17 protein-coding genes are annotated in these 14932 nt (G+C 40.3%); 10 read left to right on the forward strand and 7 right to left on the reverse strand.

What is annotated here, in order from left to right; translation table 11 throughout:
• The 8 genes from WDA22_05115 (at nucleotide 1) to WDA22_05150 (ending at nucleotide 8104) form a co-directional block, all read left to right on the forward strand.
• Nucleotides 1-1230 (forward strand): ABC transporter permease, encoded by a 1230-nt coding sequence (locus tag WDA22_05115; GenBank protein MFA5832842.1) that lies wholly within the window; start codon nucleotides 1-3, stop codon nucleotides 1228-1230.
• Nucleotides 1230-2450: an ABC transporter permease gene (locus WDA22_05120; protein MFA5832843.1), complete on the forward strand. Its 1221-nt coding sequence runs from the start codon at nucleotides 1230-1232 to the stop codon at nucleotides 2448-2450. The genes WDA22_05115 and WDA22_05120 overlap by 1 nt, the downstream gene beginning before the upstream one ends.
• Before the next feature lie 2 nt (nucleotides 2451-2452).
• Entirely contained in the window at nucleotides 2453-3124 is a 672-nt protein-coding gene (locus WDA22_05125; protein ID MFA5832844.1) for an ABC transporter ATP-binding protein, read from the forward strand.
• 121 nt (nucleotides 3125-3245) lie between these two features.
• Nucleotides 3246-3536, forward strand: coding sequence for a co-chaperone GroES (gene groES / locus WDA22_05130; protein ID MFA5832845.1), 291 nt, complete (start codon nucleotides 3246-3248; stop codon nucleotides 3534-3536).
• A 41-nt stretch (nucleotides 3537-3577) separates the two neighbouring features.
• Nucleotides 3578-5212: a chaperonin GroEL gene (gene groL / locus WDA22_05135; protein ID MFA5832846.1), complete on the forward strand. Its 1635-nt coding sequence runs from the start codon at nucleotides 3578-3580 to the stop codon at nucleotides 5210-5212.
• 125 nt (nucleotides 5213-5337) lie between these two features.
• On the forward strand, nucleotides 5338-6534 hold the full coding sequence (locus WDA22_05140; GenBank protein ID MFA5832847.1) for a M24 family metallopeptidase: 1197 nt from the start codon (nucleotides 5338-5340) through the stop codon (nucleotides 6532-6534).
• Nucleotides 6535-6582: 48 nt separating this feature from the next.
• Nucleotides 6583-7371: an SDR family oxidoreductase gene (locus WDA22_05145; GenBank protein ID MFA5832848.1), complete on the forward strand. Its 789-nt coding sequence runs from the start codon at nucleotides 6583-6585 to the stop codon at nucleotides 7369-7371.
• A 94-nt stretch (nucleotides 7372-7465) separates the two neighbouring features.
• A complete protein-coding gene (locus tag WDA22_05150) occupies nucleotides 7466-8104 on the forward strand; it encodes a transposase (protein MFA5832849.1) in 639 nt (212 codons plus the stop codon).
• A gap of 27 nt (nucleotides 8105-8131) precedes the next feature.
• Here WDA22_05150 and argH read toward each other — a convergent pair whose 3' ends face one another.
• The 7 genes from argH to WDA22_05185 all read right to left on the reverse strand — a co-directional run bounded on the left by argH (nucleotide 8132) and on the right by WDA22_05185 (nucleotide 13310).
• Entirely contained in the window at nucleotides 8132-9523 is a 1392-nt protein-coding gene (gene argH, locus WDA22_05155) for an argininosuccinate lyase (GenBank protein ID MFA5832850.1), read from the reverse strand.
• Between the two features lie 170 nt (nucleotides 9524-9693).
• Entirely contained in the window at nucleotides 9694-10137 is a 444-nt protein-coding gene (rplI, locus tag WDA22_05160) for a 50S ribosomal protein L9 (protein ID MFA5832851.1), read from the reverse strand.
• Between the two features lie 19 nt (nucleotides 10138-10156).
• The gene (gene rpsR, locus WDA22_05165; protein MFA5832852.1) at nucleotides 10157-10480 is read right to left on the reverse strand and encodes a 30S ribosomal protein S18; all 324 of its coding nucleotides are present in this window, start codon (nucleotides 10478-10480) and stop codon (nucleotides 10157-10159) included.
• A complete protein-coding gene (gene rpsF, locus WDA22_05170; GenBank protein ID MFA5832853.1) occupies nucleotides 10477-10896 on the reverse strand; it encodes a 30S ribosomal protein S6 in 420 nt (139 codons plus the stop codon). The genes rpsR and rpsF overlap by 4 nt, the downstream gene beginning before the upstream one ends.
• An 81-nt stretch (nucleotides 10897-10977) precedes the next feature.
• Nucleotides 10978-11580 carry an aminoacyl-tRNA hydrolase gene (gene pth, locus WDA22_05175; GenBank protein ID MFA5832854.1) on the reverse strand — a complete coding sequence of 201 codons (603 nt, stop codon included), beginning with the start codon at nucleotides 11578-11580 and terminating at the stop codon, nucleotides 10978-10980.
• Nucleotides 11581-11633: 53 nt separating this feature from the next.
• Nucleotides 11634-12323 (reverse strand): 50S ribosomal protein L25, encoded by a 690-nt coding sequence (locus tag WDA22_05180; protein ID MFA5832855.1) that lies wholly within the window; start codon nucleotides 12321-12323, stop codon nucleotides 11634-11636.
• Between the two features lie 33 nt (nucleotides 12324-12356).
• A complete protein-coding gene (locus tag WDA22_05185) occupies nucleotides 12357-13310 on the reverse strand; it encodes a ribose-phosphate pyrophosphokinase (GenBank protein ID MFA5832856.1) in 954 nt (317 codons plus the stop codon).
• Nucleotides 13311-13459: 149 nt separating this feature from the next.
• Between WDA22_05185 and WDA22_05190 the strand changes: the two genes are divergently transcribed.
• Nucleotides 13460-14332, forward strand: a complete 873-nt coding sequence (locus WDA22_05190; protein MFA5832857.1) for an alpha/beta fold hydrolase — start codon at nucleotides 13460-13462, stop codon at nucleotides 14330-14332.
• Complete coding sequence (locus WDA22_05195; GenBank protein ID MFA5832858.1) at nucleotides 14332-14907, forward strand: biotin transporter BioY; 576 nt, start codon at nucleotides 14332-14334, stop codon at nucleotides 14905-14907. Before WDA22_05190 ends, WDA22_05195 begins: the two co-directional genes overlap by 1 nt.
• The last annotated feature ends 25 nt before the right edge of the window (nucleotides 14908-14932 follow it).

A 14932-nucleotide genomic window follows, 5' to 3' on the forward strand; every position in this document is an offset into this window, starting at 1 on the left:
ATGTCATTCACGACATTTGTTGCTCGAAGATTCCTGCAGTTTCAAAAAACATCCCGGTCACAAAATTTCATTTCGTTTGTTACACTAATCTCGATCATTGGAGTGACACTTGGTGTTGCTTCATTGATTATTGCATTGACCATTCTCGGCGGCTTTGAAAAAGAGTTGAAAGAAAAAGTCATTGGATTCACCACGCATATCCAAGTGACAACCTACACGAATCAACCAATTCGATATTATTCCAATATTGAAACGAAGCTTAAAGAAAAGGTCAAACATATTCGGTCTGTTTCCGCTTTCATCTCAAAAGAAGGAATGGTCAATTATGGTGAATCGACGGAAGGAATTATTGTTAAAGGAATTGAACAAGTTTCCGCGGAAAGCGGGATATCTCAATATCTTGTTGACGGGGAAATAAATTTTGAAAAAATATCTGATGGATTGTATGGTTGCACAGTAGGAAGAAAGCTTTTAACCACTCTTGGGGCAAAAATTCATGATACGCTACTCGTCTTCGGTTTACAAGGACATATACAAACAACCATAGCGCCAAATGTCATGGCGTTTATCGTTACGGGCGTATATGAATCAGGGATGTCGGAATATGACGATATTTATTTCTATGTTGGCATCCCCGCTGCTCAACAGCTAATAAATTATGAAGAAGCAGTTTCGGGTTTTGAAGTTCTCCTGGATGATGTTAACTCTGCACCGGAAATCGCAAAAAACATTATGGATGTTCTGGGTTATCCATTTAGTGCAAGGACGCTCTTTCAGCTTTATCGAAATCTCTTCACCTGGATTGAATTGCAAAAAGAGCCTATTCCGCTGATTTTGGGGCTCATTATCGCTGTCGCGGCTGTAAATATCGTCGGGACATTATTAATGCTTGTGTTAGAAAAGAGAAAACAGGTTGGTGTGTTAAGATCATTAGGAGCTTCTTCCTCATCAATCAAAAAAATATTTTTAATCAAAGGAACGATTATTGCGTTTGTGGGGACTGTTCTGGGCAATGTCGTGGGTTTTTTTGTCTGTTGGATTCAACAGCAGTATCAAATTATTTCTCTTCCATCGACGATCTATTTCATGAAAACTGTTCCAATTTATTTTAAACTTGAGAATTTTCTTATTGTATCCTTCGTGAGCATCATCCTTTGCGTGCTGGCTTCGTATATTCCCGCACGACTAGCCGCAACACTAGATCCCATTAAAGCGATACGACTCGGCTGATGAAATACACATTCTTTATAGCGAAGCGGTATCTTCTTGCCAAAAAAGAGGCAAGTTTTATTACGGTGATATCATTAATCTCCATTCTAGGCGTTACGATCGGAGTAGCAGCTCTTATCGTTGTGCTTTCAGTATTTAATGGGTTCAATGGATTAGTGACAGATATTTTAGTTGGATTTGATCCGCATGTGAGAATAAATGTTCCCAAAAATATTGATTCTTCATCGTTTGTAACGCTGAAGAGTTTCATTTCGAGCCAAGGCATTGTTACAGCGTTTTCCCCGTTTGTTTCTGGGAAAGGGATGGTCATTTCCAAAAAAACAACAAAAGTAATCTTTATTCGTGGATTGGAAACGGAATCGCTTTCAAACGTTTCAGGCGTGACCCAAAGTATGGTTATCGGAAATGCGAAATTCTCAAAAGAAACACCGGAAATAGTTTTGGGATACAGTTTGGCAGACAAGCTGGGAATTGGAATAGATGATACACTGTATATTGTTACTTCGGCTGGAGTTCAAAATGCAATGACAGGATTTGCACTACCACAATTGTTTAGTCTGAAGGTGATTGGAATTTACGAAGCAAAAAATAGAGATTACGACGGATTGTACGCTTTTACATCGTTAGAGACATCTCAAAAGTTATTTGGAACAAATTCAATTCATGGATTTGATGTCCGACTCAAGAATATCGATCAATCTGGATCGTTTGTTGATGTGATACGGACGCAATATGGAGAAACACTGAATATTCAATCCTGGTACGATCTTCATAAAGATCTTTATTCTGTAATGCAGGTTGAGCGATGGAGTGCCTTTATCATCCTCACACTCATTATTGCCGTGGCTTCATTCAATTTACTTGGATCATTGACAATGACTGTTATTGAAAAAACAAGAGATATAGGAATCTTGAAAGCAATGGGGGCAACGCAAAATGATATCCTTACAATATTTCGACTTGAAGGAATTTTAGTCGGTGTTGTTGGATCCTTGTTAGGACTCGCCTTAGGTTCATTTATTTGCTGGATGCAGATAACATTTCATTTGTTTGCTCTCGATTCCAATGTTTATATTATTCCGGCAATCCCCATTGAAATGAGAACAATAGATATAATTTTGGTACCGCTTTCCGCAATAATATTATGTTCCCTTGCCGCATATTACCCATCAAAACGTGCGGCATTATTACAGCCATCCGAAGCAGTTCGCTGGGAGTGACGATGATCTTAGAAGCAAAACGTATTAAAAAAAGTTACCAAACTGGTACCTCCGATTATTTAGAGGTACTAAAAGGAATATCGCTCTCTTTTTCCGAAGGGGAAATAGTGGCTGTGGTAGGACAATCTGGTGCAGGAAAAAGTACGTTAGTTCATCTGCTTGGACTTTTGGATAAACCATCGGAGGGTGAGATACTTTTTGAAGGTAAAAATGTTACAAACTATACCGATGAGCAAATCTCTAAAGTAAGAAATAAAAATATCGGTTTTGTTTTTCAATTCCATCATTTACTTCCGGAATTTTCTGCAATCGAAAACGTAATGATGCCGGCTTATATTGCCGGTACTTCCGGTCAAAAAGTGTACGACCGGGCGAAATATTTGCTGCAGGATGTTGGTTTATCAGAACGAGGAGAACATAAACCAAGCGAACTTTCTGGAGGGGAACAACAACGTGTCGCAGTAGCCCGCTCTCTGATGAATTCTCCTAAAATAATCTTTGCGGACGAGCCATCGGGAAATCTTGATTCCGAGAATGCTGAAAAACTCCACAATCTTCTATTCGACCTTCGAGAAAAACATCGACAAACATTCGTTATTGTTACACACAATAAAGAGCTTGCCAACCGTGCCGACCGCATAATCACCCTTTCAAACGGGTTAATTGTTCCATAATCTCTCATTCAACTATTGACAAGGGTATCATTTCTATGTATATTAGCACTCATAATATGGGAGTGCTAAATTTATCAATTCCCTTAACTTGAAACAAATCAACATGTTATAAGGAGGATCTATGAAAATTCATCCATTATCAGATCGAATCGTTGTAAAACCAGCTGAAGCTGAAGAAAAAACCAAAGGCGGTCTTTTTCTTCCTGATACAGCGAAAGAAAAACCAGTGTGGGGAGAAGTGATTGCTACAGGTCCAGGAAAAACTACGGACGAAGGCAAAAAAATTTCGATGGAAGTAAAAGTTGGCGACAAAGTTCTTTATGGCAAATATTCCGGAACAGAAGTATCCGTTGATGGCCAAGAAGTGCTCATCATGCGTGAAAGCGATATTTTCGCAATCATGCCGAAATAACTTTTTTTTGAAACTGAAAATTAAATTAAGGAGATAATACTATGGGTGCGAAAATTATTACGTTTGATTTCGACGCACGTGCAGGTTTAAAGCGCGGTGTTGATCAACTGGCAAATGCTGTGAAAGTTACTCTCGGTCCCAAAGGCCGAAATGTTGTTATTGAGAAAAAATTCGGTGCACCGACCATTACAAAAGACGGCGTGACTGTTGCAAAAGAAGTAGAGTTAGAAGATGCAATTGAAAATATGGGTGCACAAATGGTTCGCGAAGTTGCTTCCAAAACATCGGATGTTGCCGGTGATGGAACAACAACAGCTACCGTTCTTGCACAAGCCATCGTTCGAGAGGGATTAAAGAACGTTACAGCAGGTGCAAATCCAATGGATTTGAAACGCGGTATTGATCTTGCCGTTACCAAAGTAATTGAACAATTAAAGGCAATGAGCAAACCAGTGAGCGGCAAGAAAGAAATTGCTCAAGTGGGAACAATCTCTGCAAACAACGATCCGACGATCGGAAATTTGATTGCCGATGCGATGGAAAAAGTTGGTAAAGATGGTGTTATCACTGTTGAAGAAGCAAAAGGTACAGAAACAACAGTTGATGTTGTTGAAGGTATGCAATTTGATCGTGGGTATCTTTCGCCGTATTTCGTGACAAACGCAGATACAATGGAAGCAGAACTCGAAAATCCTTACATCCTTATTCATGACAAAAAGATCAGCGCGATGAAAGATCTTCTTCCGATCCTCGAGAAGATGGCTCAATCAGGACGCCCGATCCTTATCATTGCCGAAGAAGTTGAAGGTGAAGCGCTGGCAACATTAGTTGTGAATAAACTCCGCGGAACACTTCGAGTTGTATCAGTAAAAGCACCCGGATTCGGTGATCGCCGAAAAGCGATGTTGGAAGACATTGCAATCTTAACCGGCGCACAGGTGATCTCTGAAGAAAAAGGGTACAAGCTTGAGAATGCAACACTTGCCTACCTTGGTACAGCAAAGAAAATTGTTGTTGACAAAGATAACACAACAATCGTTGAAGGTGCCGGTACAAAAGATGACATCAAAAAGCGTATCGCTGAAATCAAGTCACAGGTTGATAAAACAACATCGGACTATGATAAAGAAAAACTACAAGAGCGTCTTGCAAAACTTTCAGGTGGTGTTGCTGTATTGAAAATTGGAGCATCCACAGAAGTCGAAATGAAAGAGAAAAAAGCTCGTGTAGAAGATGCATTACACGCAACGCGGGCAGCTGTTGAAGAGGGAATTGTTCCCGGCGGCGGCGTAGCGTTTCTTCGCGCTATTGATGCGTTGAAAGATGTGAAAACAACTAATGCAGATCAAAAGACAGGTGTACAAATACTTCGTCGTGCTCTGGAAGAACCGCTTCGGCAGATCGTTGCAAATGCAGGTCTTGATGGTTCGGTTGTTGTAGATAAAGTAAAAAATGGTAAAGATGATTTTGGTTTTAATGCGTTAACAGAAACGTATGAAAATCTTATTGTGGCAGGCGTCATTGATCCTACAAAAGTTAGCCGTGTAGCGGTCGAAAATGCAGCAAGTGTTGCCGCGTTGTTATTAACAACGGAAGCAACCATTGTTGAAAAACCAGAAGAGAAAAAATCAGCACCCGCAATGCCCCCGGGCGGTGGAATGGGTGATATGTATTAATATTCCCGTAATCAAGTCAATGATTTTTACCATTGACTTGGTTATTGCTATTTCAACCCTCAGTCAAAGTTCTTGGCTGAGGGTTTTTTATTTTCTATATTTCAGAAAGTGAAAGGAACCAACAAATGTCATTTCAACAACAACTTCCCCAGATTCAACAAAAGCTGAAAGATTATAAACTCGATGGATGGCTCCTCTATAATTTTCGAGGATGCAACTCTTTTGCTACAAAAATATTGGAGATGTCCTCCGGTAAACTCTCCTCAAGGCGGTATTTTTATTACATTCCCGCAGATGGTACACCGCAAAAATTGGTGCACAGTATTGAGCAATACGATCTTGATCATCTCCCGGGTGAAAAGACCATTTTTAATCAATGGAAAACACTGCATGAAGGAGTCAAAAAGATTCTTCATGGAGCAAAAACTATTTGCATGGAATACTCACCCAACAATGATATTCCTTATCTTTCAAAGGTTGATGCCGGTACGTTAGAATTCATCCGTTCATTTGGTGTAAACATTGTTTCTTCAGGCGATATTGTTCAGTTTTTTGAAGCTCGTTGGACTGATGAACAGTATACCGATGCACAGGATTCAGCAAATATTTTATTGAAGACAATCGACAAAGCGTTCAATTATATCGGAGAAAATTTACGGGACGGAAAAAAAATTACGGAATATGATGTGCAACAATTAATCATGGCTGAGTTTGAGAAACACCAATTGACAACATATGCTCCTGCGAATTGCTCAGTCAACGGGAATGGGGCAAATCCACATTATGATCCGAGCTCGGAACAATCCTCAGAGATCAAAAAAGGGGATTATATTCTGATCGATTGGTGGGCAAAAAAGAAAAAACCCGGAGCAGTCTATGCAGATTTTACATGGGTCGGTTATGCAGGGAAAAGCATTCCGCAAAAATACCAAGAAGTATTCGACATTGTCAAAGGATCTCGTGATGCGGCGGTTGAATTTCTAAAAAAGGAGTTTGGTGCCGGTCGAAAAGTAAGAGGGTGTGATGTTGACGATGTGACAAGAAAGTATATTGACGATCTTGGGTATGGAAAATATTTTGTCCATAGAACCGGACATAATATAGGAGAAGAAGTGCATGGTAACGGCGCGCATATTGATAATTTTGAGACCATGGATGTGCGGGAAATTATTCCGGAAACATGTTTTTCCATTGAACCGGGAATATATTTACCTGGAGAATTTGGTATTCGATTGGAGATTGACGTTTATATCTCGAAAAACAAAGAAGTGATATTGCTCGGTGATAAATATCAAAAACAAATTGTGAAAATCGATTGTTAACATGAGTATTCGAAAACAAAAATATTTCAGAACAGCGATTACCACATTATGGATTTAGGAATAAAAAATAAAATTGCACTTGTTGCAGCGTCAAGTCAAGGACTTGGTAAAGCCGCTGCTTTTTCTTTGGCAAAAGAGGGAGTGAATCTTGCGATTTGCTCACGAAATAAAAAAGTGATTGAATCAACAGCTGTTGAGATACAGAAAGCAACAGGGGTGAGAGTCGTTCCATATATAGCAGATGTATCACAGGCATCAGAAATAGATAAACTGGTTGAGTCTGTAACCAAGGAGTTTGGCAGGATTGATATCCTTGTGAACAATGCCGGAGGCCCACCGACGGGCAATATAGCATCTCTGCCTGATTCGGAGTGGGAGCGCGGATTTAATCTTACATTAATGAGCATGGTGAGAATGACGAGAGCAGTGCTTCCGTCCATGCAAAAGCATTATTGGGGAAGAATCATTTCCATTGTTTCACTTACTGCTAAACAACCAATTGATGATCTTATGATCTCTTCAACAATTCGTCCCGGAATTCTTGGACTGACAAAAGTGTTAGCTAATCAGAACGGTAAATTTAATATTACGGTTAATACAGTTTGTCCGGGATATATTTTAACAAATCGCCAAGAAGAACTTAGCCGCTCCCATTCTGCGGAAAAGAATATATCAATGGAAGAATATCTTGCTGAAAGTGTAAGAAATATTCCGGTTGGACGCTTGGGAAGGCCGGAAGAAATTGGTGATGTTATCGCTTTTTTGGCATCAGAAAAGGCAAGTTATATCAATGGGTCAAATATTATTGTGGATGGGGGACAGATCAAGAGTATATAATAGAACGGGATGGCATGCCGTCCTATTAAGATATACACCTTTTCTATCAAGAGAATTACGTTGTTATATATATACACTGTTAGTAATATTCTGAATGAAAGAATATTACAGACGACACCTTCCGCATATTAACCCTGTTTCCGCAATTTATTTTATCACATTTAGACTTATTAATTCGCTACCGCATCATCTTATTTTACAGCTCATGGAAGAGTATGATAAGGATAGGGAATTGAAATCTCTTCAAAAAATAGATCCTGCTATAAAATCCGTCCCAGAATCCTTCTACCGTAAATACTTTGAGAGTTTTGATTCTTTCCTTGATAATCAACAATCGGGGAATTCATGGTTACGACAAGATGCTGTAGCCAGAATTGTATATAACGCGATAAAATATCGAGACAATAAAGATTATGATTTGATTTGTTTCACGATCATGTCGAACCATGTTCATATGCTTATTGACGTAAGACGGGATGTCATCCCGTCTTACAATAGTTACACCGTTCTGACCACAATTCTCCATTCGTTGAAGCGATTCACTGCATTTGAATGTAATAGAGCTTTACATCGATCTGGACCATTTTGGCAGTCAGAGAGCTACGATCATGTCGTAAAAGATGAGGCAGAATTGGAACGGATAATCCGATATGTTGTATACAATCCAGTGAAAGCTGGTTTTGTGAAAGATCCAAAAAAATGGAAGTTTACATATTGTAAATATTTTTTGTAAGACGGGATGGCATCCCGTCCTACGGTGTTATTTTTTATTCTTTAAGATTCTTGTCCAATGAACAATCTGTTTCTTCACTTCATTTGGTGCAGTACTTCCTGCCGATTTTTTATGTTCAATAGACTTGTGCGGATCGAGCAAATCAAAAACATCTTCCGAAAACTTATGTGAGAACTTATGTAATTCTTTCAAGGTGAGCTTTGAAAAGGAATTGCCATGTTCAATACAGTATCCGACTATTTTGCCGGTAATTGAGTGAGCATCGCGAAAAGGGACATTATGTTTCACCAGATAATCTGCTATTTCGGTTGCAGTCAGAAAATCATTCTTCAATTCTTCTTCAAATCGCTCTTTAACGAACGTTGTGTGCACGAATACATGCGTCATAATGTAGACACAATCACGAGTAGTATTGACGGCATCGAACAAGGGGAGTTTATCTTCCTGCATATCCCGATTATAGGCAAGGGGGAGACCCTTCATCATTGTCAGGATATTCATAAGATCGCCATAAACACGTCCAACTTTCCCGCGGGTCAATTCTGCCATGTCGGGATTCTTTTTCTGCGGCATGATGCTGCTGCCTGTTGAATACGAATCATCAATCTTCGCGAAATTAAATTCCTGTGAAGACCACAACACTAATTCTTCAGACATTCTACTTAAATGCATCATAATATTGCTGCTGGCAGAAACAAATTCGATGATATAATCGCGATCAGAAACGGCATCAATACTATTTTCAAGGACAGTATCAAACCCTAATTTTTTTGCAACTGCAGCCCGGTCAATCGGAAATGATGTACCGGCCATTGCAGCAGCTCCAAGCGGCAAGCGGTTCACTCGTTTGTAACAATCAGAAAGCCGTTCATCATCTCGTTCTAACATGGAAACGTACGCCAACAAATGATGCGAAAGATAAATAGGTTGAGCCCGCTGGAGATGAGTATATCCGGGCATTATTGTCCCGAAATATTTTTCGGACTTGTATAATAACACTCGTTGAAACTGAGCGATACGCTTTTTTAATTCAATAATCGCCGATCGAAGATACAGTCGTTCATCGAGGGCAACCTGATCATTTCGGCTTCGGCCCGTGTGGAGTTTACCGCCGACCGGTCCTACTTTTTGAATGAGGCGCTGTTCGATGGCCATATGGATATCTTCTTTATCCCAGGAGAGATCCAGTTTGCCCGATTCAATTTCGGCAAGGATTCCTTTCAATGCCGTACGAATCCGACGTGATTCTTCTGCAGTAATAATTTTGCATGCAGCAAGCATTTCAACGTGGGCAATACTGCCCTGAATATCTTCCTGATAAAGAGTTTTGTCGAGATCGATCGAGGAGGAGAAGCGTAATGCCGCTTCTGATAGTGCTGTCTTAAATCGTCCGGCCCAGAGTGATTTTGATTGTGGCATATAATAAATTCCAAATAATTGAATATATCGACAAGGTTACCCTGTGAGGTGTTCGTTAAACCTTTCCAAGATTGGCGTATGCAAATATACAAAAAAAAACCTGACTGATGCAGTCAGGTTTTTACATCCTCAGTTGACCGTCACCTTAAAGGTGACGGTCAACTCAACTATTACTCCCTTACAACCCACACCTTCACTTTTGCAGCGACCTTTGAATGTAACTTCACCGGTACTTCAAAAATGCCGAGAGTTTTGATCGGTTCTTCCAATTCGATAATTCGTTTATCGATAGAATAACCTTTCTCTGTGAGTGATTCAGCAATCATTTGCGATGTTACCGCGCCAAAGAGTTTATCGTCTTCGCCGACCTTCATTGTAATGGTCAATGAAACACTGCCGAGTTGTGCTGCAAGTTTTTCAGAATCCAAAACAACTTTTTCTTCTTTTCGTGCAAGTTGTTTCTTTTCCTGTTCAAGAGCTTTCAGGTTACCTTCGGTTGCGCGGAATGCAATGCTTCTCGGAATGAGATAATTGCGAGCGAAACCATCTTTCACATCAACAACATCGCCGATGTTGCCAAGTGTGTTATAATTTTGACGTAAAATGACTTTCATGTTCTCAGACCTCTTTCAATTACTTAATGGCTTCAGATGTGAACGGAAGAAGCGCGATATGGCGTGCGCGTTTGATCGCCTGAACGAGCTGGCGTTGATATTTGGCACTTGTCCCGGTAATACGTTTGGGAATGATCTTGCCTTGTTCATTGATGAACTTGCGGAGCAACTTTTCATCTTTGTAATCAATATAGATCGTCCCGGCAGCTGTAAACCGGCATGTGCGTTTCTTCTTTTGTTGAGCATCCTTCTTTGCATCTCTGCGATTGTCGCCGCGATTTCCGTCTTTACGGAATCCGCCGCCTTCACGTCTGTTATTATCGAATGATGATTCTCTTCTCATGCGGTAACTCCTTTGCTTATTTCTTTCGCTGCTTCTTTTGCTGCTTCCTTTGCTTCTTCCGCAACGATTTGTTCACTGATTGGTGTTTTTTGACCAACTTCTTTTGCTTTCAACGCCTTTTTGTTTAATTCAACCGTTAAGAAACGGATGATATTCTCATTCAAAAGGTACTGGCGTTCTAATTTTGCAATCAGATCGCCGGATGCTTTGAATTCGTAGAGACAGTAAAAGCCATTGTTTTTCTTTTTAATGGCGTATGCAAGACGGCGACGGCCCCATTTTTCCAGAGCGCGAATTTCACCGTTATTCTTGGTGATGAAGTCCTTTATCTTCTCAATTTCCGCTTCGATTTGAGCATCTTCGAGCGTAGCATTGACGATGATAATAGATTCATAGATCTTGGTTTTGTATTGCATTAACATCCTCCTTTGGACATTAGACCCCATCTCATATGAAGCAGTAGGATGGAGCAGGTTGTGTTCAGTTTTTTCTAAAACTCATTCCGCATTTGCGGAACTGAAAAAATTCTTGTTATACAAATTCATTGTCTTTTGAATCCCAGATTGTAACCAGCTCAAACACGAATCGTGTATGTGAAGGAATAATTGGGGGAGAAGTCTCTTTTCCTCAATATCAAAATGGGCTAAAACATAATCAGCCATTGCTTCGTGAGTATGATGTTCCGGCAGTGTTGCACCGCCAACCCCCACGCGTAATCTCGGTAACAAATCACTTTGAGTGTGATAAATGATTGAAGCCAATCCGTTATGTCCGCCATCGCTTCCTTTTGGACGTAACCTCAATGTCCCAAAGGGGAGTTGAAAATCATCATACACGATTAAAAACTCATCCAGTGCGATGCTGTATTTTTGATGAATTTCTCGGACAGCAATTCCGCTGTTGTTCATATACGATTGCGGCATCAACAGAAGGATTTCACTCCCTTCTATTACAGCTTGATAACATTCATAGGACTCTGTACTCTCAAAGAATTTAGCGCCGAATTTTGTGATCAAAAATTCTATAAAGAGACATCCAACATTATGCCGCGTATCTCGATACCGGCTTCCAGGATTTCCTAAACCTACGATGCATTTCACTGTCTGTGACCTTGTGGAGAAGAAACTTTATTTTCAAAGAACGAACGAAAAAATTATTTTTTTGCCGGAGCTGCTGTTTCACCTTCAACCGGTTTCTTTCCCTTTGCAATCACTTCCGGTTCTGCTGCTACTGTTGTTGCTGCTCCTGCTACAGCTGTTGCATCCACTGCACCTGCAACTGGTGTCTCTTCTTTAATGATTGTCGGCGGAACAACTGCAACGACCGCTGCGGATTCATTATCAAGAATCTTTACATTCTCAATTTTAATGTCGCGAACGTGGATCGAATCATTCATACCAAGTTCAGCCACATTGAGTTCAATGTGTTCCGGGATGAATTTCGGCAAGCACGCCACACGAACTTTGTGCATGATAAACTGCAACGTTCCACCGTCTTTAACCCCTTTGGGGCTACCACTTAAGATGACGGGGACCTGAACAGTCAATTCTTCATTGTCTTTTACGCCTTGAAGATCAAAATGTACGGGTCTGTCCGAGATCGGGTCAAACTGTACATCCCGAAGAATACAAGTCTTCGTTACACCGTTATCAAGCTTTAAATTGATCAAGTGGGTGTTGGTGGTATAGATCAACGGCTTCATTGCTAATGGTGTGGCAGTGATGTTGATATTTTCTTCGCCGCGGGAATAATAAACCCCAGGAATCTTTTCATCATACCGCAAACGGTTGACTTTTTTTCCGATCTCATTACGCACAACTGCATTCAATACTACTTCTGACATTATATCTCTCCTTACATGAAAACAATAAATAAATTAATTATCTAAACTTTTGTCTTTGTCTACATCGAACAATGAGCTGATCGATTTATTATGGAAACAACGTTCAATTGCTTCTGCAAAAACTTGTGCTACCGACATCACTTCTATTTTTGAGGATTCCACTTTGAGAGGAATCGTATCACACACAAGAATCTTTTCCACATCGCTGGCATTAATGCGTTCTAGCGCTTTTCCCGAAAGCAGAGGATGCGTGCAAGCACCATAGACCGATTTTGCTCCTGCTTTCTTTAAGGCAGAAACTGCATTGGTGAATGTTCCGGCCGTATCAATTAAATCATCAACGATCAAAACATTTCTTCCCTCAACATCTCCAACAATATTCATTACTTCTACAACGTTGGGAGCAGGACGTCGTTTATCGATCAATACAAGATCAGCTTCCAATCGTTTTGCATATGCGCGCGCCATTTTGATGCCGCCAACATCGGGAGACACAACCGTCAGATTTGGAATCTTTTGCTTTCGTAAATGTTCCACAAAGACCACTGACGAATACAAATGATCCACGGGAATATCAAAAAATCCCTGGATCTGCGGGGCATGAAGATCCATGCAAATAACACGATCAGCACCAGACTTTGTGATCAGGTTTGCAATCAGTTTCGACGTGATAGCAACACGCGGTTGATCTTTTCTATCTTGCCGTGCATAACCAAAATATGGAATTACGACAGTGACTTTTCTTGCCGATGCCCGTTTTGCCGCATCAACGGTAATCAGTAATTCCAATAAATTGTCTGCAGGGGGTACCGTTGTTTGAATGATAAAAACATCAGCGCCCCGGACATTGTCAATGAACTTTACCCAAATTTCGCCATCGCTGAAATTTTGAATCTCTAGTTTTCCGAGCGGCTCACCAAGACGATGAGCGATGTTTTCGGCCAAAGGACGATTAGCTCGTCCGGAGAACAATTTCAATTGCGGCATAAATTTAGTGTCTTTAACGTTTGGTTAAAGTGTATTTTAGTTAACAAAAATAATAAAAAATCAGCAGATAGTCAACGATTTACCTTTATAAACATGAATGTTGAATCGTATTGACATTTCAGCCTTGTTTGGGTATTTTATCACGTTTTATGACCGATATTGAACAGATCCAATTTGTATTAACTACTCCATCCGGAGCGCCTCTACGAGGCGATCTACGATGGAACAATCAGTTAGCCGAATCTCATAAGAAAAATCTTCCGGTCATTATTGTTTGTCATGGTTTCAAAGCATTTAAGGATTGGGGACCATTTCCGGCAATTGGAAGATATTTTGCGCGACATGGATTTCTCTCGATAGTTCTCAATTTTTCGCATAACGGTATCGGGGAAGAGCCGAGAAAATTTGTCGAGCACGAAAGATTTGCCAATAATACGGTATCGCTCGAAATTGAAGACGTTCAAACTGTGTTGGATGAGATTTCCGGCGATTCTTTTGGATTATCTTTTGTTGATCGGTCAAAGATTGGAGTCGTCGGACATTCTCGAGGCGGGGCAGTTGCACTGATTACGGCAAAGGAAGATAAAAGAGTGAAAGCAATTGCCGTTTGGTCCACGATTGCTCATTTCAATAGATATACTGATGAACAACGGCGGAGATGGAGAGAGAAGGGATTTGTTCAACTGCATTCTGTGAGTAGTCAAAAAATATTTCAAATCAACACTGCATTGCTCGACGACATTGAAAATAATGCAGAGCGGTTGGACATTATTAAGGCGGTTGAAAAATTACAAAAGCCATTGTTGATTATTCACGGCACTGCAGATATTCCTGCAAAGATTGAAGAAGCAGAAACATTATATGGAGTGGCGGACAAACAGCTGACAAAATTTGTGAAGTTGGAAGGTGTGGGTCATATGTATGGAGCGAAACATCCATACAAGGATGAAAGTCCGACAATGAATCATGTATTAGAAATAACAACAGGTTGGTTTCAAACACAATTTTACCCGGAGGTGTAATGGAAGTATTACGAAAGAAATTTATTATGGATTCTTCACAAACACAATCATCGACTCTTGCGCAAGCAGGATGGATATCACTTTTCGCTGCACTTACATCCCTTGGTGCACAGATTGAAATTCCGCATCAGCCGATTCCATTTACTCTGCAGACATTTTTTGTGTTACTTTCCGGCGCGTTTCTTGGACCACGCAACGGATTTATTGCGCAAATAATTTATATCGGTGCAGGTGCTATTGGTCTTCCGGTATTCTCCGGTGCATCATTTGGAATGGCAAGAATATTTGGTATCACCGGCGGATATTTATTGAGCTTTCCTATCGCTGCGGCATTAATCGGCTATCTCATCAGTCTCCGAAAAGGATATGTGTGGACGATCGTCTCAATGTTTTTAGGATTAGTGGTTGTCTTCACGATCGGTTCTTTGTATTTAAACTTTGTTGCTCTTCATAATATTCAACAAGCTATTATGAGCGGCTTTCTGATCTTCTCTTGGTGGGATGTTCTGAAATTAACTGCCGCAGCGGCAATTTATAATGAGTTTTCGAAACGATATAAAAAACTACCGGCGTAATTAGCTTTCAAACCTCTTCAATAAA

It is taken from the genome of Bacteroidota bacterium (assembly GCA_041658205.1).
In the GTDB taxonomy this organism is placed as follows: Bacteria; Bacteroidota; Ignavibacteria; order UBA10030; family UBA8401; genus UBA8401.

Bases quoted from the DNA above. Each gene is read 5' to 3' on its own strand.
- WDA22_05115 (MFA5832842.1), top strand. From the start codon at position 1: ATGTCATTCACGACATTTGTTGCTCGAAGATTCCTGCAGTTTCAAAAA.
- WDA22_05120 (MFA5832843.1), top strand. From the start codon at position 1,230: ATGAAATACACATTCTTTATAGCGAAGCGGTATCTTCTTGCCAAAAAA.
- WDA22_05125 (MFA5832844.1), top strand. From the start codon at position 2,453: ATGATCTTAGAAGCAAAACGTATTAAAAAAAGTTACCAAACTGGTACC.
- groES (MFA5832845.1), top strand. From the start codon at position 3,246: ATGAAAATTCATCCATTATCAGATCGAATCGTTGTAAAACCAGCTGAA.
- groL (MFA5832846.1), top strand. From the start codon at position 3,578: ATGGGTGCGAAAATTATTACGTTTGATTTCGACGCACGTGCAGGTTTA.
- WDA22_05140 (MFA5832847.1), top strand. From the start codon at position 5,338: ATGTCATTTCAACAACAACTTCCCCAGATTCAACAAAAGCTGAAAGAT.
- WDA22_05145 (MFA5832848.1), top strand. From the start codon at position 6,583: ATGGATTTAGGAATAAAAAATAAAATTGCACTTGTTGCAGCGTCAAGT.
- WDA22_05150 (MFA5832849.1), top strand. From the start codon at position 7,466: ATGAAAGAATATTACAGACGACACCTTCCGCATATTAACCCTGTTTCC.
- argH (MFA5832850.1), bottom strand. From the start codon at position 9,523: ATGCCACAATCAAAATCACTCTGGGCCGGACGATTTAAGACAGCACTA.
- rplI (MFA5832851.1), bottom strand. From the start codon at position 10,137: ATGAAAGTCATTTTACGTCAAAATTATAACACACTTGGCAACATCGGC.
- rpsR (MFA5832852.1), bottom strand. From the start codon at position 10,480: ATGAGAAGAGAATCATCATTCGATAATAACAGACGTGAAGGCGGCGGA.
- rpsF (MFA5832853.1), bottom strand. From the start codon at position 10,896: ATGCAATACAAAACCAAGATCTATGAATCTATTATCATCGTCAATGCT.
- WDA22_05180 (MFA5832855.1), bottom strand. From the start codon at position 12,323: ATGTCAGAAGTAGTATTGAATGCAGTTGTGCGTAATGAGATCGGAAAA.
- WDA22_05185 (MFA5832856.1), bottom strand. From the start codon at position 13,310: ATGCCGCAATTGAAATTGTTCTCCGGACGAGCTAATCGTCCTTTGGCC.
- WDA22_05190 (MFA5832857.1), top strand. From the start codon at position 13,460: ATGACCGATATTGAACAGATCCAATTTGTATTAACTACTCCATCCGGA.
- WDA22_05195 (MFA5832858.1), top strand. From the start codon at position 14,332: ATGGAAGTATTACGAAAGAAATTTATTATGGATTCTTCACAAACACAA.